At 63.4% G+C, this 22772-nt stretch carries 23 protein-coding genes; all 23 read right to left on the reverse strand.

Features of this window, described 5'->3' with window-relative positions; translation table 11 throughout:
- Positions 1–7: 7 nt before the first annotated feature.
- The 23 genes from HPY55_00585 to HPY55_00695 all read right to left on the reverse strand — a co-directional run bounded on the left by HPY55_00585 (position 8) and on the right by HPY55_00695 (position 22770).
- A complete protein-coding gene (locus HPY55_00585; protein NPV69125.1) occupies positions 8–1726 on the reverse strand; it encodes a 2Fe-2S iron-sulfur cluster binding domain-containing protein in 1719 nt (572 codons plus the stop codon).
- Between the two features lie 16 nt (positions 1727–1742).
- A complete protein-coding gene (nuoF, locus tag HPY55_00590; GenBank protein ID NPV69126.1) occupies positions 1743–3365 on the reverse strand; it encodes an NADH-quinone oxidoreductase subunit NuoF in 1623 nt (540 codons plus the stop codon).
- A gap of 15 nt (positions 3366–3380) precedes the next feature.
- Positions 3381–3878: an NADH-quinone oxidoreductase subunit NuoE gene (gene nuoE / locus HPY55_00595; GenBank protein NPV69127.1), complete on the reverse strand. Its 498-nt coding sequence runs from the start codon at positions 3876–3878 to the stop codon at positions 3381–3383.
- Positions 3879–3997: 119 nt separating this feature from the next.
- Positions 3998–5743, reverse strand: a complete 1746-nt coding sequence (locus HPY55_00600; protein ID NPV69128.1) for a 2Fe-2S iron-sulfur cluster binding domain-containing protein — start codon at positions 5741–5743, stop codon at positions 3998–4000.
- A gap of 19 nt (positions 5744–5762) precedes the next feature.
- Positions 5763–8804, reverse strand: a complete 3042-nt coding sequence (gene nuoF, locus HPY55_00605; GenBank protein ID NPV69129.1) for an NADH-quinone oxidoreductase subunit NuoF — start codon at positions 8802–8804, stop codon at positions 5763–5765.
- 18 nt (positions 8805–8822) lie between these two features.
- Positions 8823–9188 carry a (2Fe-2S) ferredoxin domain-containing protein gene (locus tag HPY55_00610; protein ID NPV69130.1) on the reverse strand — a complete coding sequence of 122 codons (366 nt, stop codon included), beginning with the start codon at positions 9186–9188 and terminating at the stop codon, positions 8823–8825.
- The gene (locus HPY55_00615; GenBank protein NPV69131.1) at positions 9185–9736 is read right to left on the reverse strand and encodes an ATP-binding protein; all 552 of its coding nucleotides are present in this window, start codon (positions 9734–9736) and stop codon (positions 9185–9187) included. The genes HPY55_00610 and HPY55_00615 overlap by 4 nt, the downstream gene beginning before the upstream one ends.
- Positions 9737–9765: 29 nt before the next feature.
- On the reverse strand, positions 9766–10242 hold the full coding sequence (gene nuoE, locus HPY55_00620; GenBank protein ID NPV69132.1) for an NADH-quinone oxidoreductase subunit NuoE: 477 nt from the start codon (positions 10240–10242) through the stop codon (positions 9766–9768).
- A 50-nt stretch (positions 10243–10292) separates the two neighbouring features.
- Positions 10293–11045 (reverse strand): PHP domain-containing protein, encoded by a 753-nt coding sequence (locus HPY55_00625; GenBank protein ID NPV69133.1) that lies wholly within the window; start codon positions 11043–11045, stop codon positions 10293–10295.
- A gap of 12 nt (positions 11046–11057) precedes the next feature.
- The gene (locus HPY55_00630) at positions 11058–11393 is read right to left on the reverse strand and encodes a serine kinase (protein NPV69134.1); all 336 of its coding nucleotides are present in this window, start codon (positions 11391–11393) and stop codon (positions 11058–11060) included.
- Between the two features lie 19 nt (positions 11394–11412).
- Complete coding sequence (locus HPY55_00635) at positions 11413–12858, reverse strand: 4Fe-4S binding protein (GenBank protein ID NPV69135.1); 1446 nt, start codon at positions 12856–12858, stop codon at positions 11413–11415.
- Positions 12859–12907: 49 nt separating this feature from the next.
- The gene (locus tag HPY55_00640) at positions 12908–13312 is read right to left on the reverse strand and encodes an anti-sigma regulatory factor (protein NPV69136.1); all 405 of its coding nucleotides are present in this window, start codon (positions 13310–13312) and stop codon (positions 12908–12910) included.
- Positions 13313–13343: 31 nt separating this feature from the next.
- Positions 13344–13715: a hypothetical protein gene (locus HPY55_00645; protein NPV69137.1), complete on the reverse strand. Its 372-nt coding sequence runs from the start codon at positions 13713–13715 to the stop codon at positions 13344–13346.
- A gap of 4 nt (positions 13716–13719) precedes the next feature.
- The gene (locus HPY55_00650; protein ID NPV69138.1) at positions 13720–14226 is read right to left on the reverse strand and encodes an ECF transporter S component; all 507 of its coding nucleotides are present in this window, start codon (positions 14224–14226) and stop codon (positions 13720–13722) included.
- A 142-nt stretch (positions 14227–14368) separates the two neighbouring features.
- Positions 14369–15736: a DUF3048 domain-containing protein gene (locus HPY55_00655; protein NPV69139.1), complete on the reverse strand. Its 1368-nt coding sequence runs from the start codon at positions 15734–15736 to the stop codon at positions 14369–14371.
- 350 nt (positions 15737–16086) lie between these two features.
- Complete coding sequence (locus tag HPY55_00660) at positions 16087–16398, reverse strand: BMC domain-containing protein (protein ID NPV69140.1); 312 nt, start codon at positions 16396–16398, stop codon at positions 16087–16089.
- Positions 16399–16474: 76 nt separating this feature from the next.
- Positions 16475–17299, reverse strand: coding sequence for a hypothetical protein (locus HPY55_00665; protein NPV69141.1), 825 nt, complete (start codon positions 17297–17299; stop codon positions 16475–16477).
- 89 nt (positions 17300–17388) lie between these two features.
- Positions 17389–17928 carry a BMC domain-containing protein gene (locus HPY55_00670; GenBank protein NPV69142.1) on the reverse strand — a complete coding sequence of 180 codons (540 nt, stop codon included), beginning with the start codon at positions 17926–17928 and terminating at the stop codon, positions 17389–17391.
- Positions 17925–19256: an electron transport complex protein RnfC gene (locus tag HPY55_00675; GenBank protein ID NPV69143.1), complete on the reverse strand. Its 1332-nt coding sequence runs from the start codon at positions 19254–19256 to the stop codon at positions 17925–17927. Before HPY55_00675 ends, HPY55_00670 begins: the two co-directional genes overlap by 4 nt.
- Positions 19257–19290: 34 nt before the next feature.
- On the reverse strand, positions 19291–20700 hold the full coding sequence (locus tag HPY55_00680; GenBank protein ID NPV69144.1) for an aldehyde dehydrogenase EutE: 1410 nt from the start codon (positions 20698–20700) through the stop codon (positions 19291–19293).
- On the reverse strand, positions 20690–21676 hold the full coding sequence (locus HPY55_00685; protein ID NPV69145.1) for a cob(I)yrinic acid a,c-diamide adenosyltransferase: 987 nt from the start codon (positions 21674–21676) through the stop codon (positions 20690–20692). The genes HPY55_00680 and HPY55_00685 overlap by 11 nt, the downstream gene beginning before the upstream one ends.
- A complete protein-coding gene (locus tag HPY55_00690; GenBank protein NPV69146.1) occupies positions 21648–21944 on the reverse strand; it encodes a EutN/CcmL family microcompartment protein in 297 nt (98 codons plus the stop codon). The genes HPY55_00685 and HPY55_00690 overlap by 29 nt, the downstream gene beginning before the upstream one ends.
- 4 nt (positions 21945–21948) lie before the next feature.
- On the reverse strand, positions 21949–22770 hold the full coding sequence (locus tag HPY55_00695; GenBank protein ID NPV69147.1) for a hypothetical protein: 822 nt from the start codon (positions 22768–22770) through the stop codon (positions 21949–21951).
- Positions 22771–22772: the final 2 nt, after the last annotated feature.

Consider the following 22772-nt stretch of genomic DNA (forward strand, 5'->3'; position numbering starts at 1 on the left):
CGCTCGCTCAGTAGCGAGATCTCACGGTGTAGTGCGTGTGCAGCAGCTCGTGCGACTTGTGCCCGAGCGGGTGGCCGAGGAACTCCTTGTACAGCGTGTCGACGACGGGGTTCTCGTGCGACTTCCGCATGGGCATGTTACAGTCGACCTCGTATATCGCCTTCATGCGCTTCGCCCTGACCTCGTTGGTCGTCGGGATCGGCTGGCCGCCGCCACCGATGCATCCGCCGGGGCAGCACATGATCTCGATGAAGTGGTAGGGCGACTTGCCCGCCGCTAGCTGGTCCAGGAGCTTCTTGGCGTTGCTGAGGCCGTGCGCCACGCCGACGCGGACCTTCGTCCCCGACATGTCGACCTCGGCTTCCTTGATACCCTCCAGGCCGCGGACCGCCTCGAAATCGATCTTCGGCAGCGTCGTCTTCGTTACGAGCTCATACGCAGTACGCAGTGCAGCCTCCATGACGCCGCCGGTCGCTCCGAATATCGCTGCGGCGCCGGTGGATATGCCGAGCGGCAGGTCGTAGTCCTCCTCAGGCAGCGATGCGAAGTCGATCCCGGCCTCGCGTATCATGCGGCCGAGCTCGCGCACCGTGAGCACCACGTCGACATCACGGTAGCCGCTCGAGTCCATCTCCGGCCTCGCCGCTTCGTACTTCTTGGCGGTGCAGGGCATTATCGACACCGAGAACACGTCGGCGGGGTTGATGCCCTGCTTCTCCGGGTAATACGTCTTGGCGAGCGCCCCGAACATCTGCTGCGGTGACTTGCACGTGGACAGGTGCGGCAGGAGCTGTGGGTAGAAATGCTCGATGTACTTGATCCACCCGGGACTGCACGACGTTATCATCGGCAGCGTTCCGCCCTTCGTCAGGCGCTCGATCAACTCCGTGCCTTCCTCCATGATCGTGAGGTCGGCCGTGAAGTCGGTGTCGAACACCCTGTCGAAGCCTAGCCTCCGCAGCGCCGCGACCATCTTGCCCGTCGCTATGCTGCCCGCGGGCATGCCCATCTCTTCGCCCAGAGCAACCCTGGTTGCAGGGGCCGTCTGCACGACCACGTGCTTCTTCGGGTCGGCGATGGCTGCCCACACGTCAGCCGTGTCGTCCTTCTCGGCGATAGCCCCAACCGGGCATGCGTGGATACACTGACCGCAGAACACGCACGACACGTCGTTCAGGCTCTTCTCGAACGTCGGCGCCACGAAGGACTCATGGCCCCTGTGCACGGGGAACAACACGCCCGTCCCCTGGGTCTGCTGGCAGGTGTACACGCAGCGCCTGCAGACGATGCACTTGTTGGGGTCGCGGATGATCGCGGGGTTCGAGCGATCCTCTGGCAGTCCGCGGCTGAACCGCGGGAACCTCACGTTACGAATGCCCAGCCGCTCCGCGAGCGCCTGCAGCTCGCAGTGGAGGTTGCGCTCGCACTTCAGGCAGTCCTCGGGGTGGTTGGCGAGCATGAGCTCGACCACCGCCTTGCGCGCCTCGCGCACCGCGGGCGTGTTCGTGCGCACGACCATGCCTTCGGCTGCGGGGAACGCGCACGCCGCCTGGAACGTCCTCGACCCCTCAACCTCGACCACGCACACGCGGCACACTGCCTTGACATCCTGATCGGGGTGGTGGCACAACGTCGGGATGTCTATCCCCGCTTTCCTGGCGGCCTCGAGTATTGTCGAACCCGCAGGCACCTGTACTTTCTGACCGTCTACCGTCAACGTTACCACTTATCTCACCCCTCTCTCAGACCTTCAAGGCCGCGCAGGTGCCGGCCGGGCAGCGTTTCTCGTTGATATGCGCGTCGTACTCGTCGCGGTAGTACTTGAGCGTGCTCATTATGGGAAGAGGTGCGGTCTGGCCGAGCGGGCAGAGTGGCGCCTTGTACATGACCTGTGCAAGCGACTCGATAAGGTCGATGTCTTTCCCGGTCGCCTCGCCCTTAGTTATCCGGTCCACCGCGTTGTACAGCTGTGTCGTGCCCTCGCGGCACGGGACGCACTTGCCGCACGACTCGTGCACGAAGAATCTCGCGAACGACTTCGCCACGTCCACTATGCAGTGGGTGTCGTCGATGATCAGCAGCGCGCCTGAGCCCAGGGCCGTGCCCACAGCGGCGAGCTTGTCGTAGTCCATCGGGATGTCCAGCATGGACGGTGGCAGGCAACCGCCAGAGGTGCCGCCGGTCTGAGCCATCTTGAACGTGCGGCCCTTCGGGATTCCGCCACCGATGTCGTAAATGACCTCGCGCAGCGTCATGCCCATGGGCACCTCGATGAGGCCTCCGTTGACGATGTCGCCGCACAGCGTGAACACTTTCGTGCCCGGAGTAGACGGCGTCCCGATGCCGCGGAACCACTCCCAGCCCCTGTCGATGATGACGGGGACGTTAGCGAGGGTCTCCACGTTGTTGATGACAGTCGGGCTGGCCCACAGGCCCTTGTCCGTCGGGTACGGGGGCTTTACCCTGGGTTCGCCGCGGCCGCCCTCGAGCGACTCGAACAGCGCGGTTTCCTCGCCGCAGACATAGGCGCCCGCGCCGGTCCTTATCTCGATGTCGAAGTCGAAACCGGCGCCGAGGATGTTCTTGCCGAGTAGCCCCATCTCGCGGGCCTGCTTTATGGCCCTTTCCAATCGCTCGATGGAGAGGGTGTACTCTCCCCTGATGTAGATGAACCCCTGGGAAGATCCAACGGCATATCCGGCGATCGCCATGCCCTCGATGATGCCGTGCGGGTCACCCTCCAGGATCAGCCTATCCTTGAACGTCCCGGGCTCGCCCTCGTCGGCGTTGCAGACGATGTACTTGGGAGAGCCGCTTGAAGCCGCAGCGAACTCCCACTTCTTGCCCGTGGGGAACCCCGCCCCGCCCCGCCCGCGCAGCCCGGACCGTTTGACCTCGTCGATCACCTCGGCTGCCTTCATGCCGAGCGCCTTGCCAAGCCCGCGGTAGCCGCCGCGAGCGATGTACTCCTCGATGGAATCCGGGTCGATCAGGCCGCAGTTGCGCAACACGACGCGAACCTGCTTCCTGAAATAATCGACGTCCGAAAACGTCTGCACCGGCTTCGCCTTCTCGGGCGCGCGGTAGACGAGCCTCTCGACCACCCTGCCCTTGAGCAGGTGGCTCTGAACGATCTCTGCGACGTCCTCGGGCCTCACCCTGGTGTAAAACGTGCCCTCGGGGTATACCACGACAGTCGGACCCTGCTCGCACAGGCCGAAGCAACCCGTCTCGACCACCTTGACCTCTTTCTCCAGCTCGCATTCCTTGAGCCAGAGACCGAACGCCTTCAGGATCGCGGCGGGGGCTTTGAGTGCGCAGTTCGTGCCGTGGCACACCAGGACGTGTGCGCGGTATAGATCCATCCTCTTCACCCTCCCTTACGCCGTGGCCCTGTAGGTGGCCAGGATTTGCCGAACCGTGTCCGGAGTCAGGTTGCCGTAAACGTGGTCGTTGATCATGATCGCGGGGGCCACGCCGCACACCCCGATGCAGCTCGTGAACTCGAGGGAGAACAATCCGTCCGGAGTCGTCTCCCCCATTTTGACGCCGAGAGCCCTCTCGAGGGCGTCGACGATCTCGGAAGCCCCTTCGACGTGACATGGAGCACTCTCGCACACCCTGATCACGTTCTTGCCCTTTGGCCTGGTGGCGTAGAGGGTGTAGAAGGTGACAGTGCCATAGACCTTGCTCGCGGGAATGTCGAGAGCCTCCGCGATCCTCACCATAGCGGACTCTGGTACCCAGCCCAGCTCATTCTGGATCTCGCTGAGGATCGGGAGAAGAGCTCCCTTCCTGGATTTGTGCCGCTCAATCGCGCGCTCGATGGTAGCCGTAGTCGCGTCAGATGTCTTGTGGGCAGCGTCGCCGGCGCCCACGCCGGAACCACAGCAACACGAGCCGCTTGCGCCCTCGGCGGGCGCGCCAGTGGACGGCGCCTTGCGGGTTTCCACCTGGTTTCCTCCCCTCCTGGAAAAGCTGCGAAGCCTGGAATTAGTCAGTCGCTGGCGCAAAGGCTCTTGTACTGGCCCCTCGGCGTGTAATGCGTGTGCAAGAGCTCGTGCGACTTGTGCCCGAGCGGGTGGCCCAGGAACTGCTTGTACAGTTCCTGCACCGCCGGGTTTTCGTGCGACTTCCTGAGTTTCATCTGTCTGTCGGCCTGGTAGATGGCCTTGATCCTCTTTTCGCGGATCTCGGTGTTGGTCGGTATGGGCTGGCCGCCGCCGCCGATGCAACCGCCTGGGCAGCACATGATCTCGATGAAGTGGTAGCCGGCCTTCTTCGCCTTCACCAGGTCGAGCACCTTGCGGGCGTTGCCCAGCCCGTGCGCCACCGCGACCTTCACCTTCAGGCCGTCCACGTCGACCACGGCTTCCTTGACGCCCTGCAGGCCGCGGACTCCCTCGAAGTCGATCTTCTCAAGCGTCTTCCCCGTGAGCACCTCGTACGCCGTGCGCAGCGCCGCCTCCATGACGCCGCCCGTCGCGCCGAATATGAGGCCCGCGCCCGTCGTGATGCCGAACGGCGCATCGTACTCCTCGGACGGTAGCATCTCGAAGTTCAGGCCGGCCTGCTTGATCATCCTTGCGAGCTCCCTCACGGTAAGCACCACGTCAATGTCGGGGTAACCCGTCGAGGACATCTCGGGCCGCTGCGCCTCGTACTTCTTGGCGGTGCAGGGCATTATCGAGACGACGAACATGTCCCTGGGGTGGATGCCCATCTTCTCGGCGTAATACGTCTTGGCGAGCGCGCCGAACATCTGTTGCGGCGACTTGCACGTCGAGATGTTGTCGACCAGGTCGGGGTAGAAGTGTTCCATGAACTTGATCCACCCCGGGCTGCACGAGGTGACCAGCGGTAGCACGCCCTTTTCCTTTATGCGGCCGATCAGCTCGTATCCCTCTTCCATGATGGTGAGGTCGGCGGTGAAGTCGGTGTCGAACACCTTGTCGAACCCCATCCGCCTCAGGGCGGCGACCATCTTGCCGGTTACGATGCTACCCTGGTCCATCCCCAGCGCCTCGCCCAGCGACACCCTGGTGGCCGGCGCAGTCTGCACGACCACGTGTTTGGACGGGTCCGACAGCGCCGCCCATACCTGCTCGATCTGGTCCTTCTCGTGAAGCGCCGCCACCGGGCAGACGAGGACGCACTGCCCGCAGTTCGTGCACACACCCTCCGCCATCTTGAGGTCGAACGGCGGGGCTATGGTCATGTCGAACCCGCGCTCGTGCGGGCCTATCGCGTTGACCGTCTGGATCTTCTCGCACACCGCGATGCAGCGGCGGCAGAGGACGCATTTCTCCGGGTCGCGCACCAGGGACGGGCTCGAGTCGTCGATCGGGTGCTTCGACATCGCGCCTTCAAACCTGACGTTGCGGATGCCAAACGCCTCCGCGAGGCTCTGCAGCTCGCAGTTCTGGTTGCGGATGCACGTGAGGCACTCCTGCCTGTGATTGGACAGGATGAGCTCCAGCGTGGTCCGCCTGGCCGCCCTCACGTCGGGAGAGTTGGTGAATACCTCCATGTTGTTGCCAACAGGGGCTACGCACGCGGCCTGGAGGGCCTTGGCGCCCTTCACCTCGACGACGCAGATGCGGCAGGCACCGATCTCATTGATGTCCTCGAGGAAGCAAAGCGTCGGTATGTTTATGCCGGCTTTGCGGGCCGCGTCCAGGATCGTGGCCCCCTGTTCGATTTCAACCTTCTGGCCGTCTATGGTCAGGGTTACCATGCTCATAACTCAGGACCCTCCAATCCTAGGCTTCCTTGACGTCGCACCTGAGGCACCGGCTCGCCTCGGTAACGGCTGCGTCCTCGGCGAGTCCGAGCTCGACTTCGTCGAAAGAGGAGACGCGCCTGCGGTCCGCTATGCAGCCGACCTTGACACGCGGCATCTCCTTCTCGATGATCTCGCCGGTGATTGCCCTCGTGACCGATACTGTCGGCACCACGTTGCCATCTCCACCCAGATACCTGTCGATCTCGCTCGCCGCCTTTTTGCCGGCCGCGATCGCCCTGATGACGGTATCCGGACCGGTCACGCAGTCGCCCCCTGCGAATATGCCTTTAACCCTGGTGGCCATGGTTTTCTGGTCCGCCTCGACGGTGCCGCCCTTTGCGAGCGTCACGCCCGTGCCAGCCAGCGCCTCTCCCTCGGGCGCCTGCCCGATCGCGGAGACCACGAGGTCGGCAGGTATGGCGAACGTCGCCCCCTGAGCGGGCACCGGACGCCTGCGGCCGCTCCTGTCGAACTCGCCGAGGTTCATCCTCTGGCATTCGAGCGACTCGGCCTTCCCGTCCTTGCCGGTAACCTTGAGGGGCGCCGCCAGGAAGGTGAATTTGACGCCCTCGTGCATCGCCTCGTCGACCTCGCCCGGGATGGCGGGCATGTCTTCCTTGCGCCTGCGGTAGATCACGCTGACCTCGGCCGCGCCGCAGCGGAGCGCGCTCCTCGCGGCGTCCATGGCGACGTTCCCGCCGCCGATTACCGCGACCTTCTTGCCCTTCACTCCGGGGTCCTTGCCCAGGTTCAGGTCTCGCAGGAACTTCACGCCGGATACGACGCCCTCGAGTTCCTCGCCCGGGACTCCGAGCTTCTGGTCCGCGTGGGCGCCGACCGCTACGAATATGGCCTGGTATCCCTGCTTCTTCAGGTCGTCAACAGTGACGTCCTTGCCCACCTTCACGCCCGTCTTGATTTCGACGCCGAGGGCCTTGAACGACTCGATCTCGGCGGCGAGGAGCTTCTTGGGCAGCCTGTACTCGGGGATGCCGACCGCGAGCATGCCGCCCGCCACCGGCAGGGCCTCGAACACGGTAACCTTGTAACCCTTCAAGGCCAGGTAGTGCGCGCAGCTGAGGCCCGCGGGGCCCGCCCCTACGACGGCGACCTTCTTTCCGTTGGTCTTCGCCGGCGCGAACGTCGGGAGCTCGCCCTTGTTCTCGAGTTCCCAGTCCGCCGCGAACCGCTTCAGCGTCCTGATGGCGACCGGCTGCTCGATCTGCGCCCTGCGGCACTTCGACTCGCACGGGTGGTCGCACACGCGGCCGCACACGAGCGGGAACGGGTTGTCACGCTTGACCGTGAGGTAGGCGTCCGCATGCTTCTTCTGCTTGATGTAGTCAACGTATATTGGTACGTCGATCCCCGCGGGGCACGTGTTCTGGCACGGTGAATCGAACAGCGTCGCGCAGACGGAAGCGCGGCACTTTTTCTCGCGGATGTGCTCGTCGTACTCCTCGCGGAAGTACTTGATCGTGCTCAGCACTGGGTTCGGCGCCGTCTGGCCGAGCCCGCAGAGCGCCGCGTTCTTGATCTGTTTGCCGAGCTCGATCAGCAGCTCGACGTCGCCTTCCTTGCCCTGTCCCTTGGTGATCCTGTCGAGTATCTCGTACATGCGCTTCGTGCCGATCCTGCACGGCGCGCACTTGCCGCACGATTCGTCCTGGCAGAACTCGAGGAAGAACTTGGCCAGGTCAACCATGCAGGTGTCTTCGTCCATGATGATGAGGCCGCCCGACCCCATGATCGTGCCGAGCGCAGCCAGTGACTCGTAATCGACGGGGGTGCTCAGGTATTCGGGTGGTATGCAGCCGCCGGACGGGCCACCGGTCTGGGCCGCCTTGAACTTCTTCCCCTTCGGGATGCCCCCACCGATGTCGTAGATGATCTCCCCGAGGGGGATGCCCATCGGCACTTCGACGAGGCCGGTGTTCTGGATCTTCCCGGCCAGCGCGAACACCTTGGTGCCCTTCGACTTCTCGGTGCCGAGGGAGGCGAACCACTCGGGGCCCTTGAGAATGATCGGCGGGACGTTTGCCCAGGTCTCGACGTTGTTGAGCACGGTGGGCTTGTCCCAGAGTCCCGACTGGGCGGGGAACGGGGGCCTGGGCCTCGGCTCGCCGCGCTTGCCCATGACGGAGGCGAGCAGCGCGGTCTCCTCGCCGCACACGAACGCGCCGGCGCCGACTCTGATCTCCAGGTCGAAACTGAACGGCGTGCCGAATATGTTATTCCCGAGCAGGCCGTACTCGCGCGCCTGCACTATGGCCTTGCCGAGCCTCTCAACCGCGAGCGGGTACTCGGCGCGGACGTAAACGTATCCCTGGTTGGCGCCGATCGCGTACCCGCATATCGCCATCGCCTCGATGACCGTATGCGGGTCGCCCTCCAGGACCGACCTGTCCATGAACGCGCCCGGGTCACCTTCGTCCGCGTTGCACACGACGTACTTGGGAGAACCCTGCGCCTTGGCCGTGAACTCCCACTTCATTCCCGTGGGGAAGCCGGCGCCGCCCCGGCCGCGCAGCCCCGACCGCTTGACCGCATCGATTACCTGCTCCGGGGTCATCGAGGAAAGCACCTTGCCGAGGGCGCTGTAGCCGTCCCTGGCGATGTACTCCTCGATGGATTCGGGATTAATCACACCCGTGTTTCGTAGCGCAATCCTGGTCTGCTTCGTGAAGAAGTCGATCTCCTCGATCTTAGGCACGACCATCCTGGTGCCCGGCTCGCTGTACAGGAGGCGTTCCACCGTGCGGCCCTTCAGCAGGTGCTGCTCGACAATGTCTCCCACGTCTTCGGGCTTTACCTTGCGGTAGAACACTCCCTCGGGATACACGACCACGATCGGACCCATATCGCACGGGCCCATGCAGCCGGTCTCGACCACACGGACCTCCTTCTCCAGATTGAACCGCTTGATGCCTTCAAGCAGGGCCGACTCGACGGCTTTACATCCGGACGAAACGCACCCGGCCCCGGCGCAAACCAGGACGTGGGAGCGATAGAATTCCATGTGCGAAACCCCCTTCGTCTACTGTTTCCTGGCGATGACCCATTCCCCGATGATTTGGCCGTTGACGACGTGCTTGGCCACGATCTGGCGCGCCTTCTCGGCATTCACGTAGGAATAGGTGACCTTTTCCTCGCCGGGCCTGATGACGTCAACGAGTGGTTCGTATTCGCACAGGCCGACGCACCCTGTCTGCGTCACGGTCACGTCGGTTATGTTTCGCGCGGCGAGCTCCGCGAGGATGGCCGCCATGACGTCGCGAGCGCCGGCGGCTATGCCGCAAGTGCCCATCCCCACGACCACCCTCGTCTCCTTCTCGCCCTCGCGGACCCGCATTCGCTCCTGGACTTCCTTGCGGATCCTCTCAAGGTCCTGCAGAGACTTCATTCTCGAGCACCTCCGATTTCTCTCAAACTCTCTCTCAGATAACCCTCTATCCAGGTAAGGACCGTTGGATTGCCTACCGGCACGTCACCCAGCCTGTCCTGGAGTTCCGCCGTGTCCAGCTCGAAGCTCCTGCCATCGACCGAGTGCCTGTAAGTCACCCGCACCCCCGGGTTACCGCCCACCACGACCGCCACGGTCCTGGCGACGTCCCCGAGCGGCGCCCTGTCCACGTGGCTCCTCCGGAACCACGCGGTGACTCTGGTGCCGCGACCTTTTACTGAATCTATGGTCATGCCGCCTTCAGAGCCCCTGGCGGCCGCATCGAGAAGAGGGAGTCCCAACCCGACTTTCCTGGTGGTCCTGGTCGTGACGAAAGGGTCGATCACGCGCCGGACCAGGTCCTTATCCATCCCTCTCCCGTTGTCTTCAACCGTTATTGTCAGGCGGTCGGTCACGAGGTCCTCATCTACCCCGATGATGACCCGGTCCGCACCGGCCTCGATAGAATTGGTCACGAGGTCCAGTATGTGAAGGGCCAGTTCCTCCACTCGACCAACCAGCCTTTCCCTTACCCGCCTTACTTGTACGCTCCCAGGATACCCGGCACCATGTCGGGCTTGAGCCTTGCGTGCACGTCCTCGCCGATCATGAACACCGGGCCGAGGCCGCACGCGCCGAGGCACCTGACGATCTCGATCGAGAACTTGTGGTCGTCGGTTGTGTCGCCCGCGGGGATGCCGAGCTCCTTCTCGAGCCTCTCGATGACCCTCTGGGCTCCTCTCACGTAGCACGCGGTGCCCTTGCACACCTGGACGTTGTACTTCCCCTTCGGCTTGAGGGAGAAGAACGCGTAGAACGTGGCGACCCCGTAGACCTCGTTGAGGGGAACGCCGAGTCCCTCCGATACCTTGAGGAGGACCTCCTTCGGTAGATAGCCGTACGCAATCTGCACCTGGTGCAGCACTTGAATGAGCCCGCTGGGGACCCCCTTGTACCTGGCTATGACCTCCTCGATTCTCCTGTCGATCTCTTCCTGACAAACCGTGGCCTCTATAGCTGCCAACTCCGTTCCTCCTTCCTCATCCGGTTGCCGCCGCACACCGACTACTCGAGAACCACCACCCTTCTCAATCCCTCACCCCTCAGGGCCGCCCGCATCTCGGCGATGCTCACTCCGGCGATGTGGAACGCGGTCACCGCGGACCCGACCTCCCCTATCGAGTGGGCGTCGGACGACCGGACCACTCCGCAGTCGCGGAGGTGCCGCCGGATCCCCGGCGGGATGCTCCCCGCTTCAAAACGCTGCGAAATCTCAACGGCATCAAAATGGACGTCCGGCGGAATGAACCCCAGCGTACCGATCACGCTGAACGCCGGGCGGTCCACGTGGGCCGCGATCATAATACCCCCGAGCCGGTCCATTTCCAGGGCGAGTTCATCGAGTCCAGCCGAGACCGCCGCGTACAGCGGCATCGTGCACTCCCCGAGCACCCGGTCATCCTCGTCGTACAGGATCTGTCTGCCGAATACCTGCGGGCTGTATGGCAGTTCTGGGAGCCTCTCGTATACCCAATCTTGCAGGAGCCGTGCCCGTTCAACCGTTTCGAACAGGCAAATAACATGGACCTCTTCCCTCGTCTGGACCTCCATTCCGGGCAGTACCCGAACCGGAGTGCCCTCCGCCGCCTTCGTCACCGCTCCCGCGTTCGCGGCCGAGTTGTGGTCCGTTATGCCGAGGATCGATATCCCCCGCTCCCCGGCCGCGCGTACGATGCGGCTGGGTGACATCCCGTCGTGCGCGCACGGTGACAGCGCCGTGTGGACGTGAAGGTCCGCGCCGTACCACGAGAGGTCCAACTGCGCTACCCCCTAACAGGGATCCTGTAATAGGGAGTAGAGCCTGCCCGCCACCTCGAACGACGGGTCGCCGCTCAACAGCACCGTCACTCCCTCCTCGGCGGCCTTCTCCAGCGTATCGGAGTCAGGCTGCTTCCCGCCGGCGATTATCACCGCTGCTACCCCTGTCAGGACCGCCACCGCGATCACGTTCCTGTGCGTCTGGATCGTAATCCAGGCGTGACCCTCCCTGGCGTTGGCCATCACGTCACTCAGGAGGTCGGAGCAATACCCGCCGGTTACGGTTCTATCCATGGGACCATCCCCGGCGGCGCTGGCCACGATCCTGAGGCCCATCTCTTTCGCCATCTCGCGAACGTTCACCGGCCTATTTCGCCCCCTTCACCTTACCGGGGTCGCCGGCGTTACCACCGGCATTCCCCGGGTCGCTGCCGCCGCCGGCGCCGCCGGCGTCGGCCTGTGCGGCACCCTGTGTGGCTCCGGGCGTGTGCTGGCCAGCCGCCATCGGAGGCGGTAGCCGCCTCGCGAGGTCCACTACCTGTTCCGCCAGGACCTGCACGCGTTCGCGAAGCTTGAACGTGCAGTCGGTCTCGGCCGCTGTCCCGCGGACGATATCCTCCGCAAGCGCCCGGCAGCTGGGTGACCCACACGATCCGCAGTCGAGGCCGGGGAGGCCCTTGAGGGTCTCCTCCAGCGCCTGCATCTTCGAGATCGCCTTCGTGACGTCGGAGTCGAGCGCCATAACGCTCCTCGGGCGGATCTCACTCCTGAGAGAGAAGAACCCCTCCGCCGCGGCCCCCGCCGCCCAGTTTTCATCTACCGCCATCGGTTCCCCGCCTAGCCTTTCTACGAGCGAACGCAACCTGACCCTCGCTACAAACGGGTTGAGCACTGTCAGGCAGCCGCCGATACACCCTCCGACGCACGCCTGCAGCTCGATGTACTCAACATCCGCGAGGCGCCCGCGCTCGATCTCCTCCAGGACTGTAATACAGCTGTGAATGCCGTCGACAGCGAGCATCTTCCCCGGCGCGATGGCCAGCGCTTCCCCTCCAGAACGCCCCCAGGAGTAGCCCACCCTGGAAGCCCGGCGAAGCCCCGACACGCCCTTCATCTTCGAGACCCGCTTGAGGATCTCGGGGTAGATGAGCGAGATGGCGATGGTCCCGTCCACTGCGGATACGTCCTCGCCAACAGGCTGTTTGACGGCTGTCACCTTGGCGGGGCACGGGGAGATGAAGAAGGTGCCCACGTCTCCCTCGCCTACCTTCAGCCCGGCGCGCGAAAAGGCTTTCCTGGCGAGGCGGGCGGATATCTCCATTGGCGACTCGACAGGCATGATGTATTCGAGTAGACTGGGGAATCTGACCTGCATGAGCCTGACCGCGGCGGGGCAGGCCGAGGATATCCAGGGCTTCCTCAGCCGGTTCTGTTTCATGAACTCACGGCTACCCACCGTGACGGCTTCAGCGCCGGCGGCCACCTCGTAAACTTCGTCGAAGCCGATGTCCCGGAGGGCCTGGATTATCGCGTCCGGCGGGACATCCTCATCGAACTGCCCGAACAGCGCAGGCGCCGGTAGCGCTATTCGCTTCTTGAAGGCGTGTATTCTCTCCAGCGTGTCGGTGACGGCGATCTTGGCATGGTTGGGACAGATACGGATACACTCGCCGCAATCGACGCATCGTTCCTCTATGATAGCGGCCTTGCCGCCGCGGACCCTTATTGCCTCGGTCGGACACCTCTTGATACAGTTGGTGCAGCCCTTGCACTTTTCCGCATCGAGCGTAACCGAATGGAAATAGGTCGTCATCTGGGTACCTCCGGTCCAATCCTTAGCGGCCCTGGATGAGCCTCGCCATCTACTTCGATGGGTGCGGCCTGCCGGTCTTGATGGTCATCCGGACGGTCGTGCCAATCCCCGGCTCGGACTCCACCGACATCTCGTCCGAGCACCTCTTCATGTTAGGCAAACCCATGCCCGCGCCAAACCCCATTTCCCTGATGTGCGGGGGCGCGGTCGAGTAACCTTCCTGCATCGCAAGTACTATGTCCCGGATGCCTGGACCTTCGTCTTCGGCCACTATCTCGACTGCCTCAGGCGAAATGCGGGCGCGGAGGATGCCGCGCCAGGCATGGATAACGATATTCATCTCGGCCTCGTATGCGCAGACGGCGCAACACCGCACAATCGAGTGGTCCAGGCCGATCTCCTGCAGCGTTCGCTTTATCCTGGATGCTCCGGTCCCGGCGGACTGGAAGTCCATACCCGTAACGGCGAACTCCAGAACGAGCGCCTCAGACGAATTGGACGTCACGGTAGCGACACGCCTTGAGCCCGGCACCGTACAGGAGGCCGCAGCTCTCGAACATAAGAAAATTCGTTACGAGTACGGGGATTCCCTTTTCTCTCGCGAGTTCGAGCACTCTCCCGCTCACCTGACGTGCCTTTCCTCTCACGAACAGGACGGCCGCCGCGTCGATCATCTCCGCGGTAAGGATCACCTGTTCGTTCACCAGTCCCGTGATAACGATGGTGTCCTGGAAGCCGAACGCAAGGACATCGCTCATCAGGTCGGCGGCGCAACCGGTCACCACCTGACTGTCGAGATTGTCCTCCCCGTACAGCACTTCGGCCTGCAATATATGCTTGATGTCCGAAAGCGTCATGGGTTCAGATCTGCCTTCCCGGTTCCCTCGACCTGTTGAAGACTTCGAGCACCTTTACCACAGCGAGAGCCAGCGCCACCCCGCCGAATGCCGTGAAGAGCTGGTACGTCGTCATTGCGTAGATCACGGGGGGTTTGAGCGGGACACTGTTGGCGAGCAGCAGTTTGACCCCGCCGAGCATCACCAACCACTTGGCCACCGCGCCCCCGAGCCCACCGGCGACCCTGTTGAGCCTGCGGGCAGCGGCGTATACCAGGACAATGGTAGCGTTGCCCGCCATGATTACCGGTAGGAGCACCGGTACCTTCATGGTCCCCGTGACGAACGCCGTCCATGGCGTGATGATACCGATGATGAGGCCGCTCAGCGGGTTGATCAGATCCACCGACGTGAGAAGGACGGCGTTGATTACGGGTCCCGTAATCGCCTGCTGAAGGTTCAGCGCTTGAATGGATACGGCGAGCGCAATCATCATCGCGCTTCTTGTCAGGAATCTCGTGGTGAGGTTCACAGCGGGCACACCTCCACCGAATATGTGAAACTATGCACAAAGTCGCACTCCAAAGTCATTCTAGCATTGTGAATGGGTTTGAACAATACCCAGCCGCCCCCTGTGGTCGTCGCCCGCGCCTTCCCCCGCTTCTCCGGGGGCGTTACTTGGGGGTTACCACGGCGTCCTCGGGAACAACCTGGACCCACGTAACACCCTTCGCGACATCGATCCTCTTGCCGTCCGCCGTCAGGAACCTCGTGGGGGACTGATCGTCCTCCTTCTCCCAGTAACCCTCCGAGACCTTGCCGCCGAGAAGGTACACTGCCCTGCCCTTGCCCGTGAGATCTATCGCCAGGCCGAGGTCGGCGTACACGACGCGGCTTTTCGCGAACTGCACTATGACGTTCGCGGCAGTGAGGGTCTTCCCGGACTCCCTGTCCCTGTGCGGCGAGCCGTTTATCAGTCTCTCGTAACACCCCGACGCCAGCCTGTACGACACGGTGTACGACTTGCCGTAGTTGATGTCGAGGCCTCTCGCGGGCGACTTCTCCCAGTCCTTGAACCCCCATGGCGGGGTTGGCGCCGCCGGCGTCGTGGCGGATGCCGCCTTCGCCGACTCGGCTGCGCGCGAGCGGACGTTGTTGGCGCTGACGTACAGGTTATGTGGCATGCCGCGTGTCCTGTCCCGCCAGAACCCCCTGCCATCGTGGAGCTCGTCTACATCGACCAGGTTGAGCGACCGGACCGCATCGATGTCCTTGCTGTCGCCTCCACAGTGGGCGATCGCCGCCCGCCACTCCCGTGCGATCACCGCGAAATACGGCCTGACGCTCCTTACCGGGCCGACGACCCTGGGAGACCCGCAGTGGTACAGGGCGAGGAACCTCGTGATGCCGCCTTCGGCGAGCACCTCGTACACTACGTCCGCATCGGCGAGCCCGCTCTGGGGCCTCGCCTTGGAGCTGTTCTCGACGATCACGGCGACTACGGTGTTGATGGGATCGTGGCTGCGCCCGGTGACCGCGCACGTCAGCCACTTCTCCTTCGGGCTGGGGGAGGGCCAATCCAGAACGGTGGGGACGGTGGGGCGCACGCTCGCGCCGGGCGGCGAAGGCTGTTGCCCACCCTGCGTGCCCTGCTGGCTGCCTTCCCCGCCGGCTACTGGCAGTTGTGCACCATCCTGTGACGGTGCAGCAGGAGTTGAACCCGGCGAGCGAGATTCACCCTTCGAAGGTTGCGTGTCGCTGCCAGCTGGAGCCTTCGGCGGCAGCATTCCGCACCCTTGCAGTACCAAAGCCGCAACAAGTAACACAGCAACAAACTGGATAAGTCCCCCGCCTGCCCGCTGGGACCTCAGCCCGGCACGTACACCGAGGAGATAGTTCTGCAGGATCATCGCCCTTCGTAGTCCGACTGAGCATGGATGGCCGGAGCCAAACAAGACCAGCGAGATGAGATTATCCCCTACACCAGACTCAAAAGCCTGAATCACCGGAGAAAGCGTTTTCTTGATTTCATCATCTTTCATTGCTGAACAGGGCTCCTTTCCCCTGTTTCTTGCTCAAAGTTTACTCTTCCCATTCCTCTCGTCTGTGTACGTCTGTCAACCTTGCAGTTTCCACACAAGCCTTCGCTTCGATGTAACGGTACTGCCCCCTGCAACAGCCTTCTATCACCTCTGGCTTATCCTGGTCTATGAATTCGGGCAAACCCTTTTCTTCCCTGCCGGGAACTTCCTCACGTAGCAGGAAGAACAAAAGGGCTGCCCCATCTGATGCTTTTGGGACAGCCCCTAACCAGCACGCTCTTTGCAGCAGGCGAACGCTCCCGACAAAGCCCCGGCCCCTGCGCTCCCGGGCGAGGCCGCATATACCCGCTTCACCTCTTCCCGCCCGTGGCGCTAGCCGCCTCCACAGCCGCCAAAGCAGCGTCCACAGCCGCCGTGTCGCCGAAGAAGGCAATGGTACTCATGCGCTGGGGGCAGTCACCGGTGAGCTCCATAGCCAATACGTCGCCAGCTTTCTGCCCCACATCGGCGAAGTAGAAGAGTCTAGCCAGGTCGGTCTGCACCAGGCCGATGGCATCAAATCGCCGGCCTTCTATATCTTTGCGCGCCGCCGCTGCCATGCGCCGGAGCAGCATGGCCATGGTTCCCGGGCGCGGGGCCCGGATCATGCAGGTAATGAGCATCTATCCACCCCCCAATAGGACTTGCGTCCCGAATTCGCGGCTGTAGCTGCCAGACACCCTGGACTCGTGCCGTGGCTTATTTGAGCAGCAGTACCGCTGTAGTAAGGATCGCTATTGCGAAGGCGGGAGGGTCAATGTGGGTATCCACATCTTTGTTGAGGAGGTTCCCCCCGAAATCCCCTACAAGGAATCCGAGTGCCCCGAACAACAGGCCCATCCAGATATTCCCGAACGCCGCGCCCGCAATGGCTGCTGGCAGCGCGACGTGGTGGGTAGCGGGGACGCCGAAGCCCGTCTGTGCAAAGATCAGCGACGTCGCGCTGATCCCGAAGCCTATGACGGCACTGCCCGTCACAGCTGAAGCCCAGGCCGAAAGGGCACCGAGCGAGGCGCAGAACAACAGGTTGGCCGCCAGTCCATCGCCGGTGATCATGCTTCCCGGCTTATCGCTCTTGCCGAACAACCCCGTTTTACCGAATGCGAGCCGGGCGATGCATCCAGAAAGCACTACACCGATCGCTATGTTGTCGCTCGGGAACTTTACCAGACTCAGCGCCTGCGTGATCAGGTGGCCGATTAAACCGAACACGCCGCCAACCAGCATCACGGGGAAGGACTTGGTTCTTATCAGCGGGAACGTAATATCAGTGCCCCTAGGAATGAGGCCGACCTTCGCCGCGTATGCCGCGGCGGCGACGCCCGCCGCAAACGAGACGTTAGGTCCGAAGTACGGCCCGAACGCGACGGCATCCAGGATCACCGGTTTCCCGCCTGCCACCGCCGTCGCAACTCCGATCAGCACGAGGACTCCTGTGAAGATGAAAGCGGGAAGCGCTCCGATGGCGGCCCCCAATACACCGCCCCCAAACACCGCAAGCAGGATATTCAGGTCAAGATTCATTTGGCTTACCACCTTCCAGGTAATTAATTAAGAGATCATTCACTGGCCCCACGTCTGAGCCCGGGTCCCCGGCACCACCCCCTTTATGTCTAAAAGGTAAGGTCCGGGTGCGGCGACGCGATCACCGCTGTAGCGACGAGTATCCCTTCCGAAGCCAGTTTGTTTTCGACGGTCCGGATGGCAACCTCTACCGCACCCAGCTCCCCGCAGAAAAGGACAAAAGCCTTGCCGCCCATACCCCGAGCCAGCCGGATTTCGAGAAGTTCCACGTTACCGGCCTTGGCCGCCGTGTCACCTGCAACAACAGCGGAACTCGCGTCCATGGTTTCAATGACCCCGAAGGCCCCCTTCGGTTCGGCCGGCGTCGTAGCAGTTAGGGCGGGAAAGACCGCCGGGTGGACGTTGGGGAGGACGAACCTGCCGATGGCGAAGGCCCAGTCAAAATCAAAGCCGTGTTCTACCGCCGCCTCTACCGCCCCCACGTCCCCCGCCACCAGGGCGATAAACTTGCCCGGGCAAAGGACAGTAGCCTGAATGAGCTCGACGTGCCCGGCCTTGAGCATGGCATCGGCAGCCGCAATACCCCGAGCTATGCTTTTGTATTCGATGAAGCCTAGAGCTTGTTTCATCTTTGCCCACCACCCTCCCGCGGCTTGTCCGTGAGCACCAGGGCAGCCGGCGTCCGCTCGGCCACGTACCCGGAAATGCTGGCAAAGAGGCGGCTCCCAATCTTTCCGGCCGGAGTCTCCGCCAGAAGCTGCCCCGCTTCCACCTTATCTCCTACCTTCACCACCGGCTCCGCCGGCGCACCCATGTGCTGCCGGAGCGGCAGCACCACTCTCTCTGGCGAGACATCCGCTTCCCGCACCGGCGCTGGCAGCTCGTACGGCTTTAGTCCCAGGCGCGGCAGCAAGCGCGTCAGCGGCACGCGGCGGTAAGGCCTCCAGGGGTGCGGGCCCGCCGGAACACCCTTGTGCGGGTTTTTCACGCCCTGGCGCGTTAGCTCTTCCTTGAGCGCCTGACTGACCCGACGGGGGGAAAGCCCCATCGGGCAGGCGTAAAGATCGCAGACGCCGCACTCGGAACAGAGAAAAGCGGCCGTGACCAGGGCTGCCACCGGACTGCCAGCGTAACTCGCCGCTAGCATCACCTTGTGAGGAGAAAGCTCGTGCCCAAGAAGATGGCGGGGGCAGAGGTCGGTACACTCCTGGCACTGGCAGCAGGCCGCCCGCGCCTGGCGGAGGATCGCGGCGAGTGGCTGAGCTCGCACCCGGACCACCGGGCTTGTGGCCGGCAGAACCACGAGGCCCTTGGTGGTCTTGGTTACGGGTTCGTTTAGGGTTTCCACCAATCTGCCCATCATTGACCCGCCGTTTAACACCGCAAAATCCGAGACGGTCGTACCGCCCGCGAGGGCAATCATCTCCGCGGTGCTCACCCCAAGCGGCACCCGGAAGGTACCTGGGCTCGTCACGGCACCGGTCACGGTGACCCACTTGTGCGTCACAGGCCGCCCGGCCCTTGCCTCTGCCAGGTTCCACAGGGTCTCCACGTTCAGCACTACGACTTTCACCTGGAGCGGTATGCCACCCTGGGGTACCAGCCGGCCCGTCGTCTCATAGACCAACACGAACTCGTCGCCCGCCGGGTAAAAGTCACCCAGCGGAACCAGGCTGAGCCCGGGGTAGGAAGCCGCGGCGGCCTGGGCCGTTGCCACAGCCTCACGGTGCCTGGCCTTGATGGCGATCCTGGCCTCCCTGGCCCCCACGGCCTGGCGTACCTCTTCGAGCACGGCCGCAAGGCGGGGGCTATCAGAAATAAGGAGCGCCTGGTCTACTTCGAGGAGCGGTTCGCACTCGGCTCCGTTTACCACCACATACTCAACCTGTGTGTCCAGCTTGACATGCGTGGGAAAGCCGGCTCCGCCAGCGCCCACCACGCCGAAAAGCCGGGCCATCTCGGCGACAGGATTCACGGCCTTCACCCCTGCTTCAGCGGATCGAAAAGGCGTCGACGAGCACGCACCGCCGCTTACGAGTAAAGGCACGCGCTGAGGTTAGCCCTTCCCCGGTCGGGCCGGCGATGGTGAAGGTAGTGAAGCCCTCGCCGCCCACGCCGATCCCGGCGTACGAGGGACCGTTCTTGACAAAGACGGTGGTCTGGATCTCTCGGGCCAGGCGGGTCATGTTGTCCACGTTTTTGGAGTGCATGATCGCCGTGTGCCGGTTGCCGTGCTCCACCTGAACGGCGAACTGGACGGCCTCATCCACGTTTCGCACACGCACGAGAGGCAGGATAGGCATCATGAGCTCCTCCTGCACAAAGGGGTGCTTCTTATCTACTTCCATCACGATACCCCGGGTCTCGGGCGGGGCCTCTTTGCCGATGGCCTTGAGGAGCACAGCCGCATCACGACCGATGAAACTGCGGCTGGGCTTGCCTTCGGGTGTAAGCACCACCTCGGCCAGATGGTCGATATCGCGGCGGTCCTTGAGCTGCACGGCACCGTTCTTCAGAAGGTTGAAAAGCAAGTAGTCAGCGACGCTTTCCACAGCGATGATCTCTTTTTCGGCGATACAGGGCACGTTGTTGTCGAAGGCGCCGCCGGCGATTATGTCGTGCCCGGCTTTTTCGATGTCGGCCGTCTCATCCACCACCACAGGGGGGTTCCCGGCTCCGGCACCGATGGTCTTTTTGCCGGAACTCAAAGCGGCCTGCACAAGGCCCGGCCCGCCGGTCGCGACGAGTAGACGCACCGCCGGGTGCCCAAACAGGATCTGGGTAGCCTCGATGCTTGGCTCGGCCACGGACGTTACCGCATCCTCTGGCCCGCCCGCCTGCATGATGGCTTCGCTGATGAGCTCCACCGAACGCAGCGAAGCCGCCTTTGCCGCCGGATGCGGGCTGAAAACCACGCTGTTAGCGGCGGCGAACATCCCGATAGCATTGCAGAAGACCGTCTCCGTGGGATTGGTGGACGGAGTGATCGCCCCTATCACCCCGAAGGGGGACATCTCCACCAGGGTCAGTCCCGCGTCGCCGCTCCAGGCCTCGGTAGTCAGGTCCTCCGTGCCCGGGGTTTTGTCAGCCACGAGGTTGTTCTTGACGATCCTGTCGGCGACGCGGCCCATCCCCGTCTCCTGCACTGCCATCTCTGCTAACTCCTGCGAATGAGCCCGTAAGGCAGCGCGGATGGTGGCAATGCACTTTTCGCGTTCCTTCAGGGTCATGCGCGTAACCTTTTTCTGCGCCGCCTCGGCCCTGAGGATGGCCTCTTCCATGCTGGCGTAAATGCCGCACGGCGCCCGGCCTGCCCGTCCACCCCTTTCCACTTCTTTCAGGCGCGCCAGGACCTGACGCACCACCTCCACTATGTCAACGGCGCTGGCGCTAGTTGCCACTTGCGTTCTCCCCCTCCCAAACTCTCAGCGCTGCCTGAGCTACTTCCATGTCTTGTTCTACGGTGCCGCCGCTCACCCCCACGGCACCTGCCACCTGTTCCCCGCTGAAGAGAGGGAAGCCTCCGCCGAAGATGACCAAGCGCCCTTCATTCGTTGCCTCAATGCCGAAAAGCGGCTCACCTGGCTGAGCTAACTTGGCCACCGTGTGAGTGGGTAACTTGAGGGCAGCTGCGGTATGCGCCTTCTTCCAGGCGATGTCGATGCTGGCAATGAGCGCCCCCTCCTGGCGCTCCAGGGCAAGGAGGTGTCCGGCCCCATCCACCACCGCAACCACCACCGGGAGGCCGAGCTCCTGGGCACGCCGTTCGGCCGCCGCGATCAACTGGCGGGCCGTGTCCAGGGTAAGCGATTTGGGGGCGCCGCCCAGCCGTTCCAGCACCTTCTCCTTGACCACCTGCACCAGCTCCTCGTTGGCCTCTGCGCGGGCCAGGACATAGAGAAGGTCCGAAAGACGGTTCAAGTACCGCACGATCTCCCCCCGAAGGCGGCGCTCTTGCCCCAGCCGTACCACCAGCCGTTCAGCCCGCCGCACAACGGTACGCGCAACATCGAGGGCGCCCGTGCCCACGGTACCACCTGGCAGTACGAAGCCGGTCTGGGGTGGAAGCAACTCCTGGATCTCGTCGATGACCTGCTCCAAGCGCCGAACGTCCTCTTCCTGCAGCCGCTCTCCGATTTTCGACAGCTCCTCCGGGGTGCTGGCCAGCTCGGAGGCCAAGACCTGTAGATTCCCCTGCATCTCCGGCAAGAGCCCCTGGGCGCGGCGGCTACGCACCAGGCCGCGGGCCAAACCCAGAAAGGAGCTGGCTTCGTCCACAGTGCCGTAGGCCTCTACCTGCAGGTCAGCCTTCGAGACCCGCTGGCCCCCCCACAGGCTCGTTTCGCCCTTATCCCCGGTTCGGGTGTATACCCTCATCGGCTTTAGCCTCCATGGAGTCAACAATGCCTACGATGGCAGCATCGACGGGTGAATCGGGCTGTCGCACGGCCTGCCGGGCCGAGCTGCCTTCCGCCACCAGGACTATTTCTCCGATGCCGGCCCCCACGGCATCTACGGCCACCTGGCTCGGCCCATCAGGGCGCCCCCAGGGGTCCACCGGCCGGACAATGAGGAGCTTGGTTCCCACCAGCCGTTCATCTTTCTTCGTGGCCACCACGTTGCCGATGACTTTACCGACAAACATCATTTCACTCCCCCTGGCTTTGGAGGTAAGGCGCTGCGCCCAGGCGAACCATCCCGGCGCCCTGGCAAACCACCATCTCGATTCCCCGGTCCCGGGCCAGGTCGCGTGCCAGGGGCGTCACCAGGGTTCCAGCGCTCACCCTGATGACCCGCCCTTTGAAGGCAGCTATGTCCGCCCGGCTCAGCACACGCCCCGTGAATGAAGCTGCCCCCGGCCCTGGCCCTGGTGCCGCTTGCTTATCCCCTGCTTCACCTGATACAGCGGCCGCAAGCCCAGTCGCGCCCACCAGCCGTACTCCAAACTCGGCGAGGCGCTCCAGGTTTCCGGCCAGCAGTGCCCGGTAAGCGGGCGCAACCTTATCCATCCCGAGCCCGGCCCGCATCGGGTTGGCCGGGTCACAGGCGTCTTTCGCGGCAAGGACGGGCCTGCCTGTAAGGAGGCTCTCCATGATCAGGGTCGCCACCAGGGTGTCCGCAATGCCGTGGGCCACCTTGGCCGCTGTGTTGAGTGTAAGCACCGGCACCAGCGTCAGGTCCGTTTCTTTAAGCAGTGCACCCGGGGTTTCCCCATCCGCCTCGGTCACTATTTCGATATCGCCCAGCTCGCTCCGCAGCCAGCCTTTTCCGAGTACCCGTTCGGCGCTGGGGGTGAAAACCGCCCGGACGGTATAGCCTGCATCCTGCAGCTTTTTCACTTCCGCCCGGCCCTCCGGGGCCCCGAGGCCGCCGCCGCAAAAAAGTGCGAGCACCCTCTTGCCCCGTCCTGCCAGCCGCCTCAGCACTTCGGCAACAATCTCTTCCACCAGGGCGTTCTCGTCCACTTCCATGC

Source organism: Bacillota bacterium, from assembly GCA_013178305.1.
Taxonomy (GTDB): Bacteria; Bacillota; Sulfobacillia; order JABLXB01; family JABLXB01; genus JABLXB01.

Excerpts from the sequence above, each read along its gene's own strand:
- nuoF (NPV69126.1), bottom strand. The coding sequence starts at position 3,365 with ATGGATCTATACCGCGCACACGTCCTGGTGTGCCACGGCACGAACTGC.
- HPY55_00610 (NPV69130.1), bottom strand. The coding sequence starts at position 9,188 with ATGAAGTCTCTGCAGGACCTTGAGAGGATCCGCAAGGAAGTCCAGGAG.
- HPY55_00645 (NPV69137.1), bottom strand. The coding sequence starts at position 13,715 with ATGACGCTTTCGGACATCAAGCATATATTGCAGGCCGAAGTGCTGTAC.
- HPY55_00665 (NPV69141.1), bottom strand. The coding sequence starts at position 17,299 with ATGAATCTTGACCTGAATATCCTGCTTGCGGTGTTTGGGGGCGGTGTA.
- HPY55_00600 (NPV69128.1), bottom strand. The coding sequence starts at position 5,743 with ATGAGCATGGTAACCCTGACCATAGACGGCCAGAAGGTTGAAATCGAA.
- HPY55_00655 (NPV69139.1), bottom strand. The coding sequence starts at position 15,736 with ATGAAAGATGATGAAATCAAGAAAACGCTTTCTCCGGTGATTCAGGCT.
- HPY55_00670 (NPV69142.1), bottom strand. The coding sequence starts at position 17,928 with ATGAAACAAGCTCTAGGCTTCATCGAATACAAAAGCATAGCTCGGGGT.
- HPY55_00660 (NPV69140.1), bottom strand. The coding sequence starts at position 16,398 with ATGCTCATTACCTGCATGATCCGGGCCCCGCGCCCGGGAACCATGGCC.
- HPY55_00690 (NPV69146.1), bottom strand. The coding sequence starts at position 21,944 with ATGTTTGTCGGTAAAGTCATCGGCAACGTGGTGGCCACGAAGAAAGAT.
- nuoF (NPV69129.1), bottom strand. The coding sequence starts at position 8,804 with ATGGAATTCTATCGCTCCCACGTCCTGGTTTGCGCCGGGGCCGGGTGC.
- HPY55_00630 (NPV69134.1), bottom strand. The coding sequence starts at position 11,393 with ATGGCGAAAGAGATGGGCCTCAGGATCGTGGCCAGCGCCGCCGGGGAT.
- HPY55_00695 (NPV69147.1), bottom strand. The coding sequence starts at position 22,770 with ATGGAAGTGGACGAGAACGCCCTGGTGGAAGAGATTGTTGCCGAAGTG.
- HPY55_00635 (NPV69135.1), bottom strand. The coding sequence starts at position 12,858 with ATGACGACCTATTTCCATTCGGTTACGCTCGATGCGGAAAAGTGCAAG.
- HPY55_00640 (NPV69136.1), bottom strand. The coding sequence starts at position 13,312 with ATGGACTTCCAGTCCGCCGGGACCGGAGCATCCAGGATAAAGCGAACG.
- HPY55_00685 (NPV69145.1), bottom strand. The coding sequence starts at position 21,676 with ATGAGGGTATACACCCGAACCGGGGATAAGGGCGAAACGAGCCTGTGG.
- HPY55_00675 (NPV69143.1), bottom strand. The coding sequence starts at position 19,256 with ATGGCCCGGCTTTTCGGCGTGGTGGGCGCTGGCGGAGCCGGCTTTCCC.